Raw genomic sequence first — 17,275 nt, forward strand, 5'->3', positions numbered from 1 at the left:
ATGAAGTATTGTTTCATATTTTTCCTAATCTCCACGCTCGTCGGTCTCCATACCGGTTACGCGCAGGTCGGAGGCGTTGAACGTTTGTCAAATGGCAAATTTGAGTTGGTATTCAAGCGCGCAAGCGGCGAGCTCGAAAAAATGGTGTCCGTGAAAGAAAACGCATCCTTTTTGGTCGATGAAATTATTTCAGGAGGATCGCCTTGGGAGATTATCATCGATGGAACGGAAAAATCCAGGCGAATTGATGCCCGTGCGGCTTCAAATTTCACCACTTCGCAAAAGGCTAATGGGTTGGAATTAACCTGGGCTGGGTTTGAAGGACTTCCCACAGATTTCCGTGTCACTGCTTACGTGGATTTGCTTCCCGATTCGGCGATGTCTGCCTGGCGCATCCGGGTTGACGGTATCGCTGGAACGTTGATCCGTAAAGTGACGTTTCCACGGATAGCTGGGCTGAAAGATTTGGGAGAAGAAGAGTTAGCTGTACCGGACTGGATGGGGGCATTGCTCAAATCGCCACGTGCCGTATTGACGCCGGGCGGTGGTGGATTTGCGTGGGAGTACCCGGGGCACATGTCTATGCAATTTATCACATTGTACAACCCGCATGATGCGGGTATTTACCTGGCAAGTGATGATTCGCTTGCTTATAGCAAGACATTTACGCTGTCAGTGGACAGCACAGGAATGTTGGTCTACGGAGTTGACAACTACCCTCCCTATGAACAGCAACTTACCTCTTATGAGCCTCCTTATGCCTTTTTAATCGGAGGGTTCCAAGGCGATTGGCTTACGGCGGCACAGCTCTATAAGCGTTGGGCGGAGCAGCAGCATTGGTGCAGGGACAGCCGCTTGGCCAATGGCAAGGTACCCGACTGGGTGGAAAACACCAGCTATTGGGTATGGAACCGGGGGCGTGCGGCAAATGTACTGCCTCCGGCAACCGCTTTGGGCAAGCGGCTCAACAGCCGCGTCAGTGTGCTGTGGCATTGGTGGCACGGCGGGTCGTATGATGATTCGTTTCCAGAATATTTCCCGCCGCGGGACGGCAACGAGGTGTTTAAAACGGCGGTAAGTGAGGCACAGCAGAAAGGAGTCAATGCGTTGGTGTATATGAATGCACTGAAATGGGGACCATCGACCCAAAGTTGGGTGAACGAAGGTGCCGAGCGATTTGCTGCGAAAGACATCAATGGAAATATGCTGAGCCACGTTTATAATATTTTCACTCATAAAGCACTGACCAACATGTGCGAGGCAACGGATTTTTGGAAACAAAAATACGCTTCATTGGTTGATACGGCGATCAACCAGTATGGGGTGGGCGGAATATACATGGATCAGATATGCCTGAACAGGCGGTGTTACGACCCCACCCATGGCCACTCCATAGGAGGGGGGAATTATTGGATGACGCATGTGGCGGAAAAAGACCGGTTGATACGGTCTAAATTTCCGGCAGACAGAAGTCCGGCATTGGCCGGTGAGGGCGTCGGGGAAAATTGGCTGCCCCATTTGGATGTGTTTTTAGCCTTACAGGTGAGTAAAGAACGCTACGCGGGGGTACATGATTGGCAGACCATCCCGCTTTTTCAGAGCGTTTATCATGCGTATGGAATCACATTTGGGAATTACTCCTCGTTGCTTACCCCGCCCTATGACGAGATGTGGCCGCAAGAGCAGGCGCCTGACGATACCGAAACCCCCTTGGATGCGGAATTTAACACTCAATTCCTGATGGAGCAGGCCCGGTCATTCGTTTGGGGTATGCAGCCCATGATTGCCAATTATCAGCCCTTTTTGGACACCATCCGCCAAGAGGAGATCGATTTCATCGAGCGATTGGCCGATGTTCGCCAAGCGGGTTTGGATTATTTTGTTTTTGGTGAATTCCTGAGGCCGCCACACCTTGATGTTCCTGAAGAAACCATTGCGGTATCCCGGCTTTCGATTTATGCGGGCCGCAGCGGAAATGTTACCCGTTTCGAAAGCAAATTCCCTTCGGTATATGTGTCGGCTTGGCGGTCAAAGGAAGGGAAGGCAGCAGTGGCATTGGCAAGTATCCGTAAACAGGATTATCGCGTAGACTTTGTGATGGATCCCGCCGAGTACGGTATAGGAGATGCGGGATCGGTCTTCGTGAATGACGAACACGGTCGACGGAAACTGATGGACTATGATGCGGGTAATTCGGCGGTTAGCTTGACGTTGCCACCGCTGGGAATCTGTTTTTTAGAGTTCGTGCCGAGATAAACAGGTAACCGATCGTAGCGAATGATGAGCTATGGGGCCATTCTATAAATAGAAGTGATAGAAAAGATGAAAAGATTGCAGTTTTTAGCATGGGTCGCTGGAGGCAGCTTGTTGCTACAATCATGTGGATTTGGTAGTGTACAAAACCAGAGACAGGTGTCGACAGAGTCGGCTGCCGTTGTTGATGCGTCTATCGTGGTGGGTGCAGCGCGAACGGAGGAATACGTTCCATACCTGAAAGGAAAAAAGGTTGGATTAACCATCAATCACACTTCTACCATCGGCGACAAATTGAGCATGGATAGCCTGCTCGCATCCGGCGTGGAGATTGTACGCGGCTTTGGGCCGGAGCATGGCTTTCGGGGGAATGCGAGTGCCGGAGCAAAGATTGGCGATGAGGTAGATGAAAAGACGGGTGTGCCGTTGGTGTCGCTTTTTGGTGAAAAGTACAAACCGACGAAAGCGGATTTAGCGGGCATTGATGTGATGATATTCGATATGCAGGATGTGGGCGTACGGTTTTATACCTACCTATCTACGCTTCATTATATTATGGAGGCCTGTGCCGAGAACGACATCGAATTGATCATCTTGGATAGGCCGAACCCGAACGATGGCTATATAGACGGGCCTGTCTTGGAAAAGGGAAACGAATCGTTCGTCGGGATGCATCCCATTCCGATTACCCATGGCTTGACGTTCGGTGAGTATGCCGCCATGATCAACGACCAGGGTTGGCTGGCGAACGGTGTGAAGTGCAAGATTAAGGTGATTCCCATGCTCAATTACCACCATGGGAAACCCTACACGCTACCCATCCCTCCATCTCCCAACTTGAATACCCAGCAGGCGATTTTGTTGTACCCATCGACATGCCTGTTCGAGGGGACCGATATCAGCGAGGGGCGGGGCACGCTATTCGCCTTTTCGGTGGTGGGCAGCCCTAAGCTTCAGGGTAACTATGCGTTCTCTTTCACGCCTAAGTCCATCCCAGGAATGAGTGAAAACCCCAAACACCTGAATGAAACCTGCTATGGGTTGGATTTGCGGACATACGACACGGGCATATTTACACAAACTGGACGCATCAATTTGTCCTGGTTGAAAGAACTATATGAAGCCTATCCAGACAAGGACCAGTTTTTCAAGGGGTCATTCAAACACTTAGCCGGAAACGATAAGCTGGCCCAGCAGATCAAGGATGGGGTGTCCATAGCGGATATCCAGAAAAGCTGGGAGCCGGCTCTCTCGGAATACAAGCAGCTCCGGAAGCAATACCTTTTGTATAACGACTAAGCCTTTGTGATCATGTTCGCATTTCTAGATACGATCCTATTTTCTTGGATGCCAAATGAGCGGGTACTCCATCGCTTGGCAGGCATAAACTGCCTGATGGAGATGATCAAAGCAGGGAAAACACCATCGGATAGCTATCCATCTTGGTCTGCCGAACTTGCATCTTTCAAGCAGATGCGCGAGCGGTATCTGTTGTATTGAGCAGGGCAATTACCCCACTGTGGCATTATTTTCAATACCGCGATAACAGAAAATTTTGTAAAATTGTTTTTTTTAGATATTCAGATGACGAACACGACTGAGAAAGAATCGAATTACCAGGATTTGGATAAGATGGCTATCGGTGAACTACTGGTAAATATCAATAAGGAAGACCAAACGGTTGCCGATGCGGTGCAAAAGGCCATTCCGCAGATTGAACGTTTGATCGAAGCTACGGTGAAAAAGATGAAAGCAGGCGGGCGTCTGTTTTACGTGGGTGCCGGAACGAGCGGTCGTTTGGGTATCCTGGACGCATCCGAATGTCCTCCTACTTTCGGTGTGCCCTATGATTGGATTATCGGCATCATTGCAGGGGGGGATACCGCGATCCGGAAAGCCGTTGAGTTTGCGGAAGACGATGAAGAACAGGCGTGGATTGATTTACAGGAATATGGCATCAATCATAAAGATGTGATCATCGGTATTGCTGCATCCGGCGGTACACCTTATGTAAAAGGGGCACTTAAGGCGGCAAATGCTGCGGGATTGGTGACGGGCTGTGTGGTTTGCAATGCCAATACGGTCATAGCTGCGGAAGCTCGATACCCCATTGAGGTGATCGTCGGACCGGAAGTGGTCACGGGATCTACCCGCATGAAGGCTGGGACTGCACAGAAACTGGTGCTTAACATGATCAGCACGACAGTGATGATTCAGCTTGGGCGTGTAAAGGGGAATAAAATGGTGGACATGCAACTGACCAACAATAAACTGTTCAGCCGGGGTATCCGGATCATTATGGAAGAAACCGGTATTGACGCACAAACCGCGTCGGATCTACTGGAAAAATACGGCAGTGTCCGTAAGGCTATTGAACATTCGCATGTGGCGGATCATTAGTTAAAAACCTATTAATTACGGATGACACCTGCAGTTCTTCTTCTTTTTTTGGTAGTTTATTTCAGCCTGCTACTCGGAGTGGCTTATTTTACGTCACGTAAATCGGCAGATAATTCCACATTTTTTGTGGCCAACCGGAGTGCGAAATGGTATATGGTCGCTTTTGGTATGATCGGCACGGCCTTGTCGGGAGTGACGTTCATCTCCGTGCCGGGAGCGGTGGGAAACAGTGACTTCGGTTATTTCCAGTTTATCCTGGGCAATGCTGTGGGCTTCCTCATCATCGCCTACGTACTGCTGCCGCTGTACTACCGGATGAACCTGACCTCCATCTATACGTACTTGGAGGAACGGCTCGGACACCGGAGCTACAAAACCGGCGCCATGATCTTTTTGGTGTCCCGTACCATCGGCTCGGCATTCCGGCTCTACCTGGTGGCCATCATCCTGCAGTGGTTTATCTTCGACGCGTGGAACGTACCTTTTGCGGTCACCATCGCGCTCTGTTTGCTGCTCATCTGGTTATATACAAATAAGGGTGGGCTGAAAACCATTATCATTACGGACATGATGCAGACCTTCTTTTTGGTACTGGCTGTCGTGTTATCCATCTATTTCATGGCGGATAGCTTGGGAATGGGCCTGTTGGAGACCATCGAGACGGTGAAGGAGAGTAGTTATTCAAAAATGTTTTTTTTTGACGATTTCCTGGGTGACCGAATTCATTTCTGGAAACATTTCATCGGAGGGATTTTTGTTACCGTAGCCATGACCGGACTTGATCAGGATCTGATGCAGAAAAACCTCAGTATGAAGACTATCGGTGAAGCCCAAAAGAATATGCTCACATTCACCGGGATTTTTGTGGTTATTAACCTCTTTTTTTTGGCGGTGGGTGCCTTGCTGTATATTTACGCCGGTAAAAATGGGATAGCTATAGGTAGCTTACCCACACCGGATTACCTATATCCGGAAATTGCGCTTCATCACCTTGCCATCGTACCCGGCATTATTTTCATGATGGGCCTGACCGCTGCCACCTTTGCAACAACGGATTCGGCATTGACCGCGCTGACAACCTCCTTTTGCGTGGATTTCCTCAATTTTAACAAGAAGGCGGATCCCAATGACCGTGCCTTGGTTAAAACCCGTAACCGGGTGCATTTCGCGTTCTCGTTGATCATGTTACTGGTGATCATGGTCTTTCGGATCATCAATGACGACTCCGTGGTTAATGCGATTTTTACTGCCGCCAGTTATACGTATGGCCCATTGCTGGGGTTATTTGCATTTGGTATCCTTACTAAGCGGCAGGTGGCCGACCGGCTGGTGCCTTATATCTGCTTGTTGTCACCCGCGCTGTGCTACGTGCTCAATACCTACGTTGTCGTACCGTATACTACTTATGCGGTCGGTTTCGAATTGATCATTTACAACGGCGCGCTCACCTGGCTGATGCTTTGGTTTAGCGGGGGCGCCAGCAAGAGGGCATAAGAAAAGGCTACCCGTTTGGATAGCCTTTAGCGTCGAGACAACCTTTCAATTTATTTATTCCACCAAAGCTTGGTCGTGATGACGTCATCGCCTTGGTTGGCCAGTGCGTTTTGGTAGTTGGCGCGGTTCACGCTTTGTTCTTTTGCGGGATAAAACAACCGCTGCGGAATTCCATCGCCGAAGATCGGGTCAAAGCGGTAAGTTGTTGTCCCACTGGATGTGGTGCGCTGCCAAACAATGTCGTTCGGCTTCACCAGGAATGTCGGGTACCCTGTCCGCCTGATCTCGGACCAGGCTTCCAGCCCCTGCGTGAACAGGGCGAAGTATTTCTGGGTAAGCACCGTCTCACGGCTTGCAGGTGGCAGGCCATCGGCATACGCCTTGGCTACCGTTGCGGCAATGCCCCATTTCTCCAGCGATGCCTGTACGCCGCTGCGGTATTCCGCATCGCTCCAGTTGTTGTATTCGGCAATGAGAAATGCAACCTCGGCATATTCCTGAAGCGTCTCGCCAAAGTCGGCGGCGTTGACCACTGCTCCGGGTAGGCTGATCTCCGTGGGCCCGTTAATGCCTCCGGCTTCCAGTGGAAGGCCATACGGTTGACCGATGTATTGGCCATCGGCGTTGGGCAGGGCATAAACACGCAGCCTGGGATCTTCCTGCTCGAACGGGCCGAGTTCGCCCTTCAATGCATTCACCAAGATGTGCGATACCGCGAAGTCTTTCCGGTTGGCGGTGACCGTCGCACGGTAGAGCGGAGCTTCGTTGGGTGCATTGGCGGCATAACGGAAAACAGCGTTGTGCGCATTGGAAGTGAATACACCTTGCGCTAGGGCCGCCTCGATATGCTGGGTTGCCAGTTCGGGAGCCTTCGCACGTATGCGGGTAGCCAGCCGGAGCCGCAGTGAATTGGCAAACCGGGCCCAGGACTCATTGGCACCTTTGTAAATGATGTCCGAATTGCCGAAGGTATTCTGATCCTTGTATTTCCACAACGTGTCCGCAGCCTGTTTTAGCTCATTGAGCAGGTCTTCGTAGATTTTCTGCTGCGACGCATATTTGGGAGTGTAATTGTCAGGATCCTGTTGCAGCGCCTCGAAATCCGGATCGTTGTTTCCATAGGATTCGTAGGGGATATCGCCAAATACGTCCGTGAGCGAATGGAAGGTGAACGCCTTTAGTACCCGGCTGATGGCGATTTGGTTGGCGTTTGACCCGGCGGTTCCGGCAGATGCAACGGCTTTGGTGGCCTCGTCCGTGTTGAGCTTTATTACCTTGTTCAGGTTATTGAGGGCTTTGTAGGCATTGGCCCAGTAGGTATCCGCATAGCTCCTCGGGATATCGTAACGTGACTGGTCAGTGTAGATGTTCTGGCTGTAATATTGGGCGAAAAGCTGTGCACCCCGCAGTGAGAAGTTTTCGTTGCGGATGTTGTCCACCAGCTGCTTCTGTGCGGCCAGAATAATGCTCGGCGTAGGTACATTCGCCGGGCGGTTGGGATCGGTATTGATCTTTTCAAACTCGCTGTCGCTGCATGCACCGAATGTGAATGCAACCACAGCGATGTAAAGGATATTTTTGATGCTGATCTTCATGACAATACAGGTTATCGGGTTAAAAATTTACGGTAACGTTCAATCCATAGGTTGCCGGCACGGGGATGTTTCCACCTTCTATGCCCTGTACGTTGCCGCCGCTGTTGGTAAACTCGGGATCGATGTACTTGCTTTTCGTGTAGATGTTCCACAGGTTCCTGCCGTACAGGTTGACATCCAGGCGGGAGATGCCGATGTTGTTGTTGAGGTGGAACTGGTAGCCAAGAGTGATCTCCCGGAGTTTAAAGAACGTGGCGTCGAAGATGCTGAACGTCGTGGGGCCGTTGTATTCGTTGCGTGCCCAATCCTGCGCCGATATCCGCGTATCATTCGGACGGATGTTCGACGTGGTGTAGGTGCCGTCGGGAAGGAAGGTCACATCCGCCTGCACGCCGTCTACGACGATACCGTTTTCGCGGATGCCATTTGCAGCAGTACGGTCAAGGATACCCGAATACATCCCTACCTTATAGGTCTGTGAGAAGAAGCTGCCACCGACACGGCCATCGATGAGAAAGCCGAATGTCAGGTTTTTGAACCGGAACTGGTTCTGGAATCCAAGCAGGTAGTCGGGCAGCACACTTCCCAATGGAACCAGTTGGCTTGTTTTGAGGTAGGTGCCGTCTTCCTGTACGACGCGCTGCCCATCGGGGGCATATACGAAATCATAACCCAGCAACTGGCCGTACGGTTGCCCTTCTCGCGCCACGAGCGTCACCAGGGCGTTGCTCAGTTCCAGCGTATTTACGCCTTCGTCGAGTTTGTCCACGCGGTTCCGGTTTTTCGACCAGTTGACCGTGCTGTTCCATTCAAAGGTGCTGTTTCTGACTGGCGTTCCGGTGAGCGTCACCTCAATACCCTTGTTGGTTACCCGGCCGGCATTCAGGATCTTGGCATCGTATCCAAAGGCTGCGGATACGGGTACCGGCAGGATCTGATTTTTACTGATGTTGTCGTAGTAGGTCACATCCAACCCGAGCCTGTTATTGAAAAATACGAGGTTCAGCCCTGCTTCCCAAGAGCTAGTGATTTCGGGTTTCAGCAACGCGTTATTCAGCGTACCGGTCAGGCTGTAATTGGGGTTTCCGTTGAAGGCGGGTAGTGCTTCAAAAACCTGCTGTAACTGGTAGGGATCCGTGTCGTTCCCGACCTGTGCCCACCCCGCGCGTACCTTTCCGAAGGTGAGGAAGGAGACGTCCCGCAGGAGCTCACTGAAGACGAAGCTTCCGGTTATGGAGGGATACAAGAAGGAATTATCGGCCGTGGGCAAGGTAGATGACCAGTCGTTGCGTATGGTGCCATCCACGTAAAGGAGGTCATTCCATCCGGCCGAGAAGCTACCGAACAGTGAATACACCCGTTTGTGGTAGAAGGCATTGTTATTCAATACCGACGGCGCGTTTTTCAGGTTGTAATACAGTGGTACGATCAGTCCCCCTTGCGTGGTACCATCGGTGATGCGGCGCTGTTGGTCGCGGATGTTACCACCTATATTACCCGAAAGCGAGAACTGCGTCCATTGCTTGTTGGCCGAGGCGATGAACTCGTAGTTGTACTCGTTGAAGTGATTGCTGTATTCCTGGTACTGCGACTGCGAGCGCGAATAGACGGCGATGCGGTCCTGGAATTGATGGGCATAGACGTCGCCATGCACACGCGCGGAGAGGTCGAGCCAGTCCGTGGCCTGCAGGTTAAGCCCGATATTGCCATAGAGGCGGTCGCGCTTTTCTTCGAGGTAGCTCTCGTAGGCAGACCAGTAGGGGTTGTCGATAAACCGTGTAGCCTCGGCAGCAGGGGTGTCCTGGTAACCGGTACGGTTCCATGCCCGGGGCGTTCCGTCCGCCCGCTTGTAGTCGGCAAGCCGTTTGTAGTCTACCTGTACACCACCCCATTGGAAGGCTTCCAGGATGATGTTCCGGTTGGACGCACCCGACCACGGCCGGCCTAAGGTATTGTTGTGCGTATAGTTGAGGTTGCTGGATACGTTTAATCGGCCGAACTGCGTCGATCCGGCGAAGTTCAGCGTGTTCCTGCCCAGGCTGGAGTTGGGGACGGTACCCCGGACATACCGGTTGGTATAGGACAACCGGTATGCTGTGTTGCCGGAGGAGCCGGATATCGCCAGGTTGTTCGTATTGGAGATACCCGTGCGGAAGAAGTACGATACGTCGTGCTCGGGATATACCCAGGGCTGGGGGTTCAGGTAATCTGCCGGATATTCCGGATCCAGGTTGTACCAGTGCAACACCGGTGTCCCATCCAACCGGGGCCCCCAGCTTTCGTCGGCTGCATAATCGACGATGTTATACTCCTGGCCGTTGATGGTGGCCGTATTGAACGACGTGGCGTAGCCCTGTCCGTACAACTGCTGGCGCTTAGGTAGCCTGACGATGTTTTCCAGCTCGATACCGGTGTTTAACGAGATGTTGAATTTATCCTGTCCCTCACCCTTTTTTGTCGTGATGAGAATCACGCCGTTGGCGGCACGCGACCCATAAAGTGCGGCTGCGGAGGGGCCTTTCAATACCGAAATATTGGCGATATCGTCGGGGTTGAGATCCTGAATCAGGTTGCCGAAATCTTTGCCTGCACTGCCGTTTATCATGGACGAGCTGTTGAGGTCGGTATTGTCTATCGGCGTGCCGTCGATGATGTACAGCGGCTGGTTGTTGCCGCTGATCGAGTTGATGCCACGCAGCAATACGCGCGTCGAGCCGCCGATGTTGCCACCGGAAGGGATGATCTGGAGCCCGGCGACCTTACCCGATATCGCACCGAGTGCGTTGGCAGGCCGGGTCGACAGCTCCTGGGCGTTGACATCCTGTACGGCGTAGCCCAGTGCTTTTTTCGCCCTCGATACACCGAAAGCGGTCACGACCACCTCGTCGAGGCTTTCGCTGCTGCTGGTCAGTTCGATGGTCAGCGGGCCACGTTGCTCACCAACGGTGATTTCACGCGAATCGAACCCTACAAAAGAAAAGACCAAAACGTCGGTGGGGGATAGGTTCCGGAGCGCAAAGGCACCCTGCTGATCCGTTTGAGTGGAAAGCGGTTTCCCTTTGACGGTGACGGATACGCCCTCCAAGGGCGATTTGGAATGGACATCGATAACACTGCCCGTAACGTCGGTTTGCTGGCTGAACGCTATCAATGGCGTCAGCAAATAAACAAGGTATATAAAGATACCCACACAAGTTAGCTTGTTCATGGAATAACGTTTGAAGATTAATGTAAAAAGATAAAGTCGTAGAAGGAGGGCCGCAGCGGGTTAGCAGCACATTCGCATTCGATGCGATAGGAGACAGATAGAGAAATTATGTTTTGCGCCGTTGCGACTTCGTGTAAAGAATGTGATCATATGATAATGTCTATTAAATTAGTCGACAAAAATAGTGTATATTTGTGAAAAATTCAACTCTTTTCGACATATGACAAAAAAAGTACAATTCGTCTTGAAACGATCGATAAGTATCCTTGTTTTTTGTTGTTTTATGCTATCCGCTAAAAGCCAGTACAATGCAGACAGTGTTCAGGCATCCCGGCAGTTGAAATTGGAACAGGTTGCGAAGGATCCGGGAGCACCCCTAGGGCCGGAAGATATCCAGCATGTCCATTATTATGAGCCTGACAGCGCCTTTCGGGTCCATGCCCGTGTGGAACGGTTGCATGGCGAGCAGCCCCTGCGGATGCCTACTTCTGATGGCACTAGCAAGGAATATGTACGCTATGCCAAAGTACGGTTTACGGTGCAGGGAAATGAAGGCGAATTAATCCTTTATCGCAGCCAGGATTTATTCATGAATCCGCTTTACCGCGACCATCTGTTTCTGCCGTTCACTGATCTGACAAACGGTGACGAAACGTATGGTGGTGGAAGATATATCGATTTATCATTGACGGATATCCAAAATGGGAATGTCGTTATTGATTTCAACGAGGCGTACAATCCTTACTGTGCGTATAGCAGCGGATACCGTTGTCCGCTACCTCCCGCCGAGAATGATTTGGCCATTGCAATTCTTGCGGGCGAGAAGAAATACACAGGGCCGATAAAAGAGCGGCCAAAGCCTGTGGCTCCTCCCAAGCCACTTAGCCGCAGCGAACAAAACCTTATCCGTTCCGGCGATACGACGCAATTGCTGCGGATTATCCAGGATACCATACCCAATGAGCTCCGTGTGTTGAAAACCACGTCCAACGACATTGACCCCAAGGAAGAATTGCTGCCGCTGTTGGCAAAGCGGATGTATCTTGCAGTGACAGATACGCTGCATCCAGGAGTGGGGATAGCTGCCCCGCAGGTGGGTATCAATCGCAATGTCATCTGGGTACAGCGATTCGACAAAGAAGGAGAGCCGTTGGAATTATATCTTAACCCCAAAATCATCTGGCGGTCCAAGCTGCTTCGTAAAGGACTGGAAGGCTGCCTGTCTATCGCTGACACGATGGGACAGGTACTTCGAAATTATACGATACGTCTTACGTATCAGGATTCCGAAGGCCTTGACCACGAGGAAATGGTGGAAGGTTTTACCGCGGTGATCTTCCAGCATGAAACCGACCACCTGTTAGGCATCCTCTTTACGGACCGACTGGCCGAACAGGAAGCAAGCCCGTATTACCGTATCAACGACGAGACCGAGCTGTATTTGAAGCAGCGGTTACGGCGCCAATAATTGAACCGGATACTTCTGTCGCATTTGCGTACGATTTGTTCCTAAGATAGGAATATTTTCTGCGTTTTAAAGTCTACTAATTCAGTATACATTTGCTTCGCTTTCATTAAGAGGTTGGTAGGATAATAAAAATAGTTTAGCAATGTATCAAACAAATACACATAGAGATCACCGAGGATGGCCGACATATGACCAAATTCGTCGGGTATCTGACGAACGAATTATGTTTCATATCACTATACCTTCCTGTTGCATGTGTTGCTGTTAAGTGAGCATTTCTTTCCCGTTTGCGCTAAGCTCAGCACTATAATTTACTTTATTATATTTTAAATACGTTTAATTCCACCATACGGATTGAAGCCGGTGATTATTGGAAATCAATTCATTCATAGATTTAATTCAATGTATTCAATACGATATATACTTTTCCGGGCCATTTCAATACAGGCTATATGCACCTTGTTGTTGTTTGGGATGTCGTTTTCGCTAACCGCTCAGGAAACGCGCCCCCTGATTAACTCCACGCTGGATGGCGCGGTGGTCGACGCCGCGACGAAAGAGCCGTTGGCTGGGGCCTCCCTGCAGATACAGGGGGTCACCCATAGCACGAAAACCAATAATCAGGGGAAATTTCAGTTCATTACCGGGCAACGGTTTCCTTATACGCTGGTCGTGACGTATGTAGGCTACAAAACCAAAGAGGTGGTGGCCAGTGGCAGTCCGATAACGATCGAACTGGAACCGGATGCGACGGGGCTGGATGAGGTCGTTGTTGTTGGGTATGGGGAACAGCGGAAAGGTAACCTTGTCGGAAGTGTGGCCAAGGTTAACCCTGCTACGATAAAAACGATTCCCGAAGCCAGTTTCGATACACAGCTACAGGGTAATGTTGCCGGCGTGCAGATTAGTGGGGGCACGGGTATACCGGGCTCCAATACTTTTATCCGCGTGAGGGGGGCTACTTCCATTAATTCCAGTAACGATCCGCTGTATATCATTGATGGTATTTTTGTGAACAGCACGTCCCTGCAAAGTATTGAAGCCGATAGGAATACTTCACCGCTGGCTGATTTAAGCCCCGAAGACATCGAAACCATTGAGGTATTGAAAGACGCTGCTGCCATCTCCATCTATGGGTCACGAGGTGCAAACGGAGTGATCATTGTCAGTACGAAGCGTGGTAAATTTGACCAGAAGCCGACCATCAATGTCAATACTTCCCAGGGATTGGGATGGGCACCTAAGAAATGGGACTTGACTACCGGGCCTGAGCATGCGATGCTCGTGGAAGAATACCGGGCAAATGAAGGGCTGACACCGGTATTTACGGCCGATACCCGCGGGCTTCCGGAAGATCAGCCCACCTACGACCGTCAGGCTATTCTGAATCAAACAGCGCACTATCAGAATTATGGCGTTTCCCTGAATGGAGGAAGCCAGAATACCAGTTATTACCTGAGCGTGAACCACTCAGAGCAGGAAGGGATCTGGAAGACGATGGGCTTCAATCGCAGCGGTTTTAAGGTAAATGTAGACCAGAAAATCACGGATAGGATCCGGGTTGGAACGACTAATACGTTATCACGGTCTATCCGTAACATCGGAAGGGCCGTAGGTAGCGGTGGAACGGGAGCATTGTATCAGGCAACGGTTGACATCCCGACTTACCTGCCCATCTTTGATGGGGAAGGCAAACCATTAAGGTGGGTGAACTTTGACAACGTGTATTCATTGGTGACAGAAACGGATAATTCGGCAATCAGTAACCACTACATCGGCAACATCTATGGGGAGGTTGACATTCTCCCTATGTTGAGATTCAAGAGTACCTTCAGCCTGGATTACAACAACTATGAAGAAAACGAATATTGGAACACCAGCCTGCTCCGTGGGTTAGCGAATAATGGGGAAGCCACCAGGAGTTATACCACATCCAATTATTGGGTGAATGAGCAGACACTCGATTACAATACGACCATTGCGGATAAGCATAACGTCGGAATACTGGTAGGGAACCACATTGAGGGGACATTGATCACCAATACGTTTGCAAAAGGGACGAATTTTCCGAATAATTCCTATACCCTGATTTCTGCCGCGGCTAACCAGACGGTTGATGAGAGCTGGCGGAAAAATGCCCTGGTGTCTTTCTTCTCCAGAGTGCAGTATAATTTTGAGGGTAAGTACCTGCTGGAAGCGACTTTCCGGGCAGACGGTTCGTCTAAATTCAGCAAGAAAAACCGGTGGGGGTATTTCCCAGCCATCGGGGGTGCGTGGCGGATTTCGGATGAACCGTTCCTGGCGGGGAATACGGCCATTAGCAACCTGAAACTGCGGATGAGTTATGGAATAGCTGGCAATCAGAACGGTATCGGTGATTTTGCTTATCGTGGCCTATGGGGTGCAGGGCAGGGATATCCTGATAATGGTACCGCAGAACTGCCGGGCACTGCACCTTTGCAATTGGCGAACCCCGACCTGCGTTGGGAAAAGACGAGCCAATTCAATGTTGGTCTTGACTTTGGCCTGTGGAATAATCGCCTAAGCATTGAGGCGAATTACTACCGCAAATATACCACGGACGCATTGCTGCAGATTTCGGTGCCGAATTACATCGGTTTCTCTTCTTACCTCTCCAATTATGGTGAAATCAGCAATAGAGGGTTTGAGTTGAGCATCAACTCGCAGAACATCCGGAAGAAGGATTTTACCTGGTCTACGTCGTTTAACGTTGCCCAAAACAAGAATAGGATTGAGGTATTGCCCAGCCCGATGTCTTTCGAAGACCGCTCTTTCTTGCGCATTGAGCAAGGAGTTGCTTTGTATTCCTACTGGTTGTATAATTTTCAAGGAGTAGACCGAGAAACGGGAGACATGATCCTGGAAGACGTGAACGGGGATGGGGAGATTACACCGGCCGACAGGAAAGTGGTGGGCGATGCCTGGCCGAAATTTTTCGGCGGCCTGACGAATAACTTGACCTATAAACAGTTTGATTTTAATGTCCAGTTTACGTTTTCTTACGGTAATCGCCTGTGGAACCATAACCGCATGCTGGGCGAACAGGGAGGTCGGCTGGATGCCAATCGGGTTATTTTCGCCAGCCAGTTGGACCGTTGGCAAGAGCCGGGTGATATCACCGATGTGCCGCGGCTTACGCTGAACAACTACAGCCGTCAGGAAGTAAGTCGCTTCTTTGAGGATGCTTCTTTCCTCCGGTTACGCACATTGACCGTTGGCTATACCATTCCGTTGAAAAACAGCCGTGTAATCGATCGGTTGCGGCTTTACGTGGTAGGTACCAACCTGTGGATCACGACCCCTTATACAGGAGCTGATCCTGAAACCCGGATAGAGCGTGGCGAGAATCAGAATATCCAAGGCTATGATTTTGCTTCGCCGCCTACGCCACGTACCGTACAATTTGGGGTTAATCTTACGCTTTAACGAATAAAACAGTAAAAAAATGAATTTCAGATTCTTCAATTATACAACGATAAAACGGTATGCTTACGCCATTGCTGTGGCAATGCTTTTGAACGCATGCGACAGTTTTCTGGAGATCGATCCCAAAGAGGCCATCGCTGAGGAGCTGGCCATTGTAGACAAAACGTCGTTGAATACCGCTATCCGGGGAGCATACCGGGCGTTGGGTGCTGCAGACTATTACGGTGAAGGTTATGTGAACCTGGGGTTTGTGCCCAGCGGGGACGTGATTTATAATGTGGCAGACAACATCTCTGATCTGAACTTCCGGTCAACAGATGCCGCATTTATCGGTCCCTGGGCTGCTATTTATAATACCATCAATATTGCCAATCATATTATTGAAAAGGCACCTGCCGTTACCGATTTAAATCTGACAGACACCGAGCGCAATACCATCGTCGGGGAGGCGCATTTCATCCGCGCGCTGGCCTATTTTGATCTGGCCAGAGGATGGGGAGGCGTACCGATAAAATTATCGGCAACCAACGATCCGGATGGCGACGGTTTTACGCCACGGAGCACGCGCGATGAAGTGTATGACCTGGTGGAGAGCGAGCTGCAGTTGGCCGAAACGCTTTTGCCGGAAACCATAAACCGGATCAGGGCTACGAAATACACCGTTTGGGCGCTGCAGGCAAGATTGGCGCTGTACCGGGGGCAATGGCCGGAAGCTATTTCCTATTCGACCAAAGTGATTGACCAGACGGGATCGTATAGGCTGGTTACCCCATTCAGGGCCTGGTTCCGGGACAATGCTGTCCAGACGCAGGAATCCATCTTTGAGGTTGCTTTTTCAGCACAGAACCTCAATGGCATGCGGACACGGATGAGCCTGTTGGCCAATGGGGGCGAATACCGCTACAGGCCGGGCGACCCGGTGGTCAGCAAGCTGCGCAATCCGGCTACCGGTGGAGGCCGGGTGGCGTTGCTCGACAGTGCACAGCAGAGCGGGGCTACGCAGTATGCCGGAGCCCTGTATTACCGAAGCCCGGCAACCGACCCTTCGTATGTGCTGCGGATCGCCGAGCAATACTTGATCAGAGCAGAAGCACATGCCCAGCGCCGGGAATTGGCGGAGGCAAAGGCCGATCTTGATCAGGTGCGGGTCCGGGCAGGGTTGACGGCTTCCACTGCAACGACAGCGGAAGAATTACTGGATGCCATCCTGGAGGAAAACCGGCTTGAGTTTCTGTGGGAAGCCCACCGTTGGTTTGACTTGGCACGGACAGGTAGGTTGAAAGAAAAGATCGAAGAACTGAAGCCCAACCTGACGATCCAGGCGTACCAGCAACTTTTCCCGATTCCGGTAGACGAGGTTACGCTGGGAGGGCTTGAACAAAATCCAGGCTATTAATAAACGATTATACC

The 17,275-nt window shown here is 50.9% G+C and carries 10 protein-coding genes; 8 read left to right on the forward strand and 2 right to left on the reverse strand.

The features are described 5' to 3' along the window. From IEX60_RS00145 to IEX60_RS00165, 5 genes are all read left to right on the forward strand, one after another. The gene (locus IEX60_RS00145) at window positions 1-2,256 is read left to right on the forward strand and encodes a DUF6259 domain-containing protein (RefSeq protein ID WP_188746162.1); all 2,256 of its coding nucleotides are present in this window, start codon (window positions 1-3) and stop codon (window positions 2,254-2,256) included. Between the two features lie 156 nt (window positions 2,257-2,412). Continuing rightward, the gene (locus tag IEX60_RS00150; protein WP_229717328.1) at window positions 2,413-3,552 is read left to right on the forward strand and encodes an exo-beta-N-acetylmuramidase NamZ family protein; all 1,140 of its coding nucleotides are present in this window, start codon (window positions 2,413-2,415) and stop codon (window positions 3,550-3,552) included. Between the two features lie 12 nt (window positions 3,553-3,564). Continuing rightward, a complete protein-coding gene (locus IEX60_RS00155; RefSeq protein WP_188746167.1) occupies window positions 3,565-3,753 on the forward strand; it encodes an exo-beta-N-acetylmuramidase NamZ domain-containing protein in 189 nt (62 codons plus the stop codon). Window positions 3,754-3,837: 84 nt separating this feature from the next. Continuing rightward, on the forward strand, window positions 3,838-4,653 hold the full coding sequence (gene murQ, locus IEX60_RS00160) for an N-acetylmuramic acid 6-phosphate etherase (RefSeq protein ID WP_188746169.1): 816 nt from the start codon (window positions 3,838-3,840) through the stop codon (window positions 4,651-4,653). A gap of 21 nt (window positions 4,654-4,674) precedes the next feature. Beyond that, window positions 4,675-6,147, forward strand: coding sequence for a sodium:solute symporter (locus IEX60_RS00165; protein WP_188746171.1), 1,473 nt, complete (start codon window positions 4,675-4,677; stop codon window positions 6,145-6,147). 50 nt (window positions 6,148-6,197) lie between these two features. On the opposite strand, the gene IEX60_RS00170 is transcribed toward IEX60_RS00165, so the two are convergent. Beyond that, entirely contained in the window at window positions 6,198-7,742 is a 1,545-nt protein-coding gene (locus IEX60_RS00170; protein WP_188746173.1) for a SusD/RagB family nutrient-binding outer membrane lipoprotein, read from the reverse strand. A 19-nt stretch (window positions 7,743-7,761) separates the two neighbouring features. Then, a complete protein-coding gene (locus IEX60_RS00175; protein WP_188746175.1) occupies window positions 7,762-10,950 on the reverse strand; it encodes a SusC/RagA family TonB-linked outer membrane protein in 3,189 nt (1,062 codons plus the stop codon). 283 nt (window positions 10,951-11,233) lie between these two features. On the opposite strand from IEX60_RS00175, the gene IEX60_RS00180 reads away from it, so the two are divergent. The 3 genes from IEX60_RS00180 (at window position 11,234) to IEX60_RS00190 (ending at window position 17,261) form a co-directional block, all read left to right on the forward strand. Next, window positions 11,234-12,418 carry a DUF1684 domain-containing protein gene (locus tag IEX60_RS00180; RefSeq protein ID WP_188746177.1) on the forward strand — a complete coding sequence of 395 codons (1,185 nt, stop codon included), beginning with the start codon at window positions 11,234-11,236 and terminating at the stop codon, window positions 12,416-12,418. Between the two features lie 402 nt (window positions 12,419-12,820). Beyond that, window positions 12,821-15,865 carry a SusC/RagA family TonB-linked outer membrane protein gene (locus tag IEX60_RS00185; RefSeq protein WP_188746179.1) on the forward strand — a complete coding sequence of 1,015 codons (3,045 nt, stop codon included), beginning with the start codon at window positions 12,821-12,823 and terminating at the stop codon, window positions 15,863-15,865. Between the two features lie 19 nt (window positions 15,866-15,884). Further along, window positions 15,885-17,261 carry a RagB/SusD family nutrient uptake outer membrane protein gene (locus IEX60_RS00190; protein ID WP_229717329.1) on the forward strand — a complete coding sequence of 459 codons (1,377 nt, stop codon included), beginning with the start codon at window positions 15,885-15,887 and terminating at the stop codon, window positions 17,259-17,261. Window positions 17,262-17,275: the final 14 nt, after the last annotated feature.

Origin of the sequence: Parapedobacter defluvii (assembly GCF_014642075.1) — a bacterium.
Lineage (GTDB): Bacteria > Bacteroidota > Bacteroidia > Sphingobacteriales > Sphingobacteriaceae > Parapedobacter > Parapedobacter defluvii.

Coding starts and splice junctions, on each gene's coding strand:
- murQ (WP_188746169.1), top strand. CDS start 3,838: ATGACGAACACGACTGAGAAAGAATCGAATTACCAGGATTTGGATAAG.
- IEX60_RS00155 (WP_188746167.1), top strand. CDS start 3,565: ATGTTCGCATTTCTAGATACGATCCTATTTTCTTGGATGCCAAATGAG.
- IEX60_RS00175 (WP_188746175.1), bottom strand. CDS start 10,950: ATGAACAAGCTAACTTGTGTGGGTATCTTTATATACCTTGTTTATTTG.
- IEX60_RS00170 (WP_188746173.1), bottom strand. CDS start 7,742: ATGAAGATCAGCATCAAAAATATCCTTTACATCGCTGTGGTTGCATTC.
- IEX60_RS00165 (WP_188746171.1), top strand. CDS start 4,675: ATGACACCTGCAGTTCTTCTTCTTTTTTTGGTAGTTTATTTCAGCCTG.
- IEX60_RS00185 (WP_188746179.1), top strand. CDS start 12,821: ATGTATTCAATACGATATATACTTTTCCGGGCCATTTCAATACAGGCT.
- IEX60_RS00145 (WP_188746162.1), top strand. CDS start 1: ATGAAGTATTGTTTCATATTTTTCCTAATCTCCACGCTCGTCGGTCTC.
- IEX60_RS00190 (WP_229717329.1), top strand. CDS start 15,885: ATGAATTTCAGATTCTTCAATTATACAACGATAAAACGGTATGCTTAC.
- IEX60_RS00180 (WP_188746177.1), top strand. CDS start 11,234: ATGCTATCCGCTAAAAGCCAGTACAATGCAGACAGTGTTCAGGCATCC.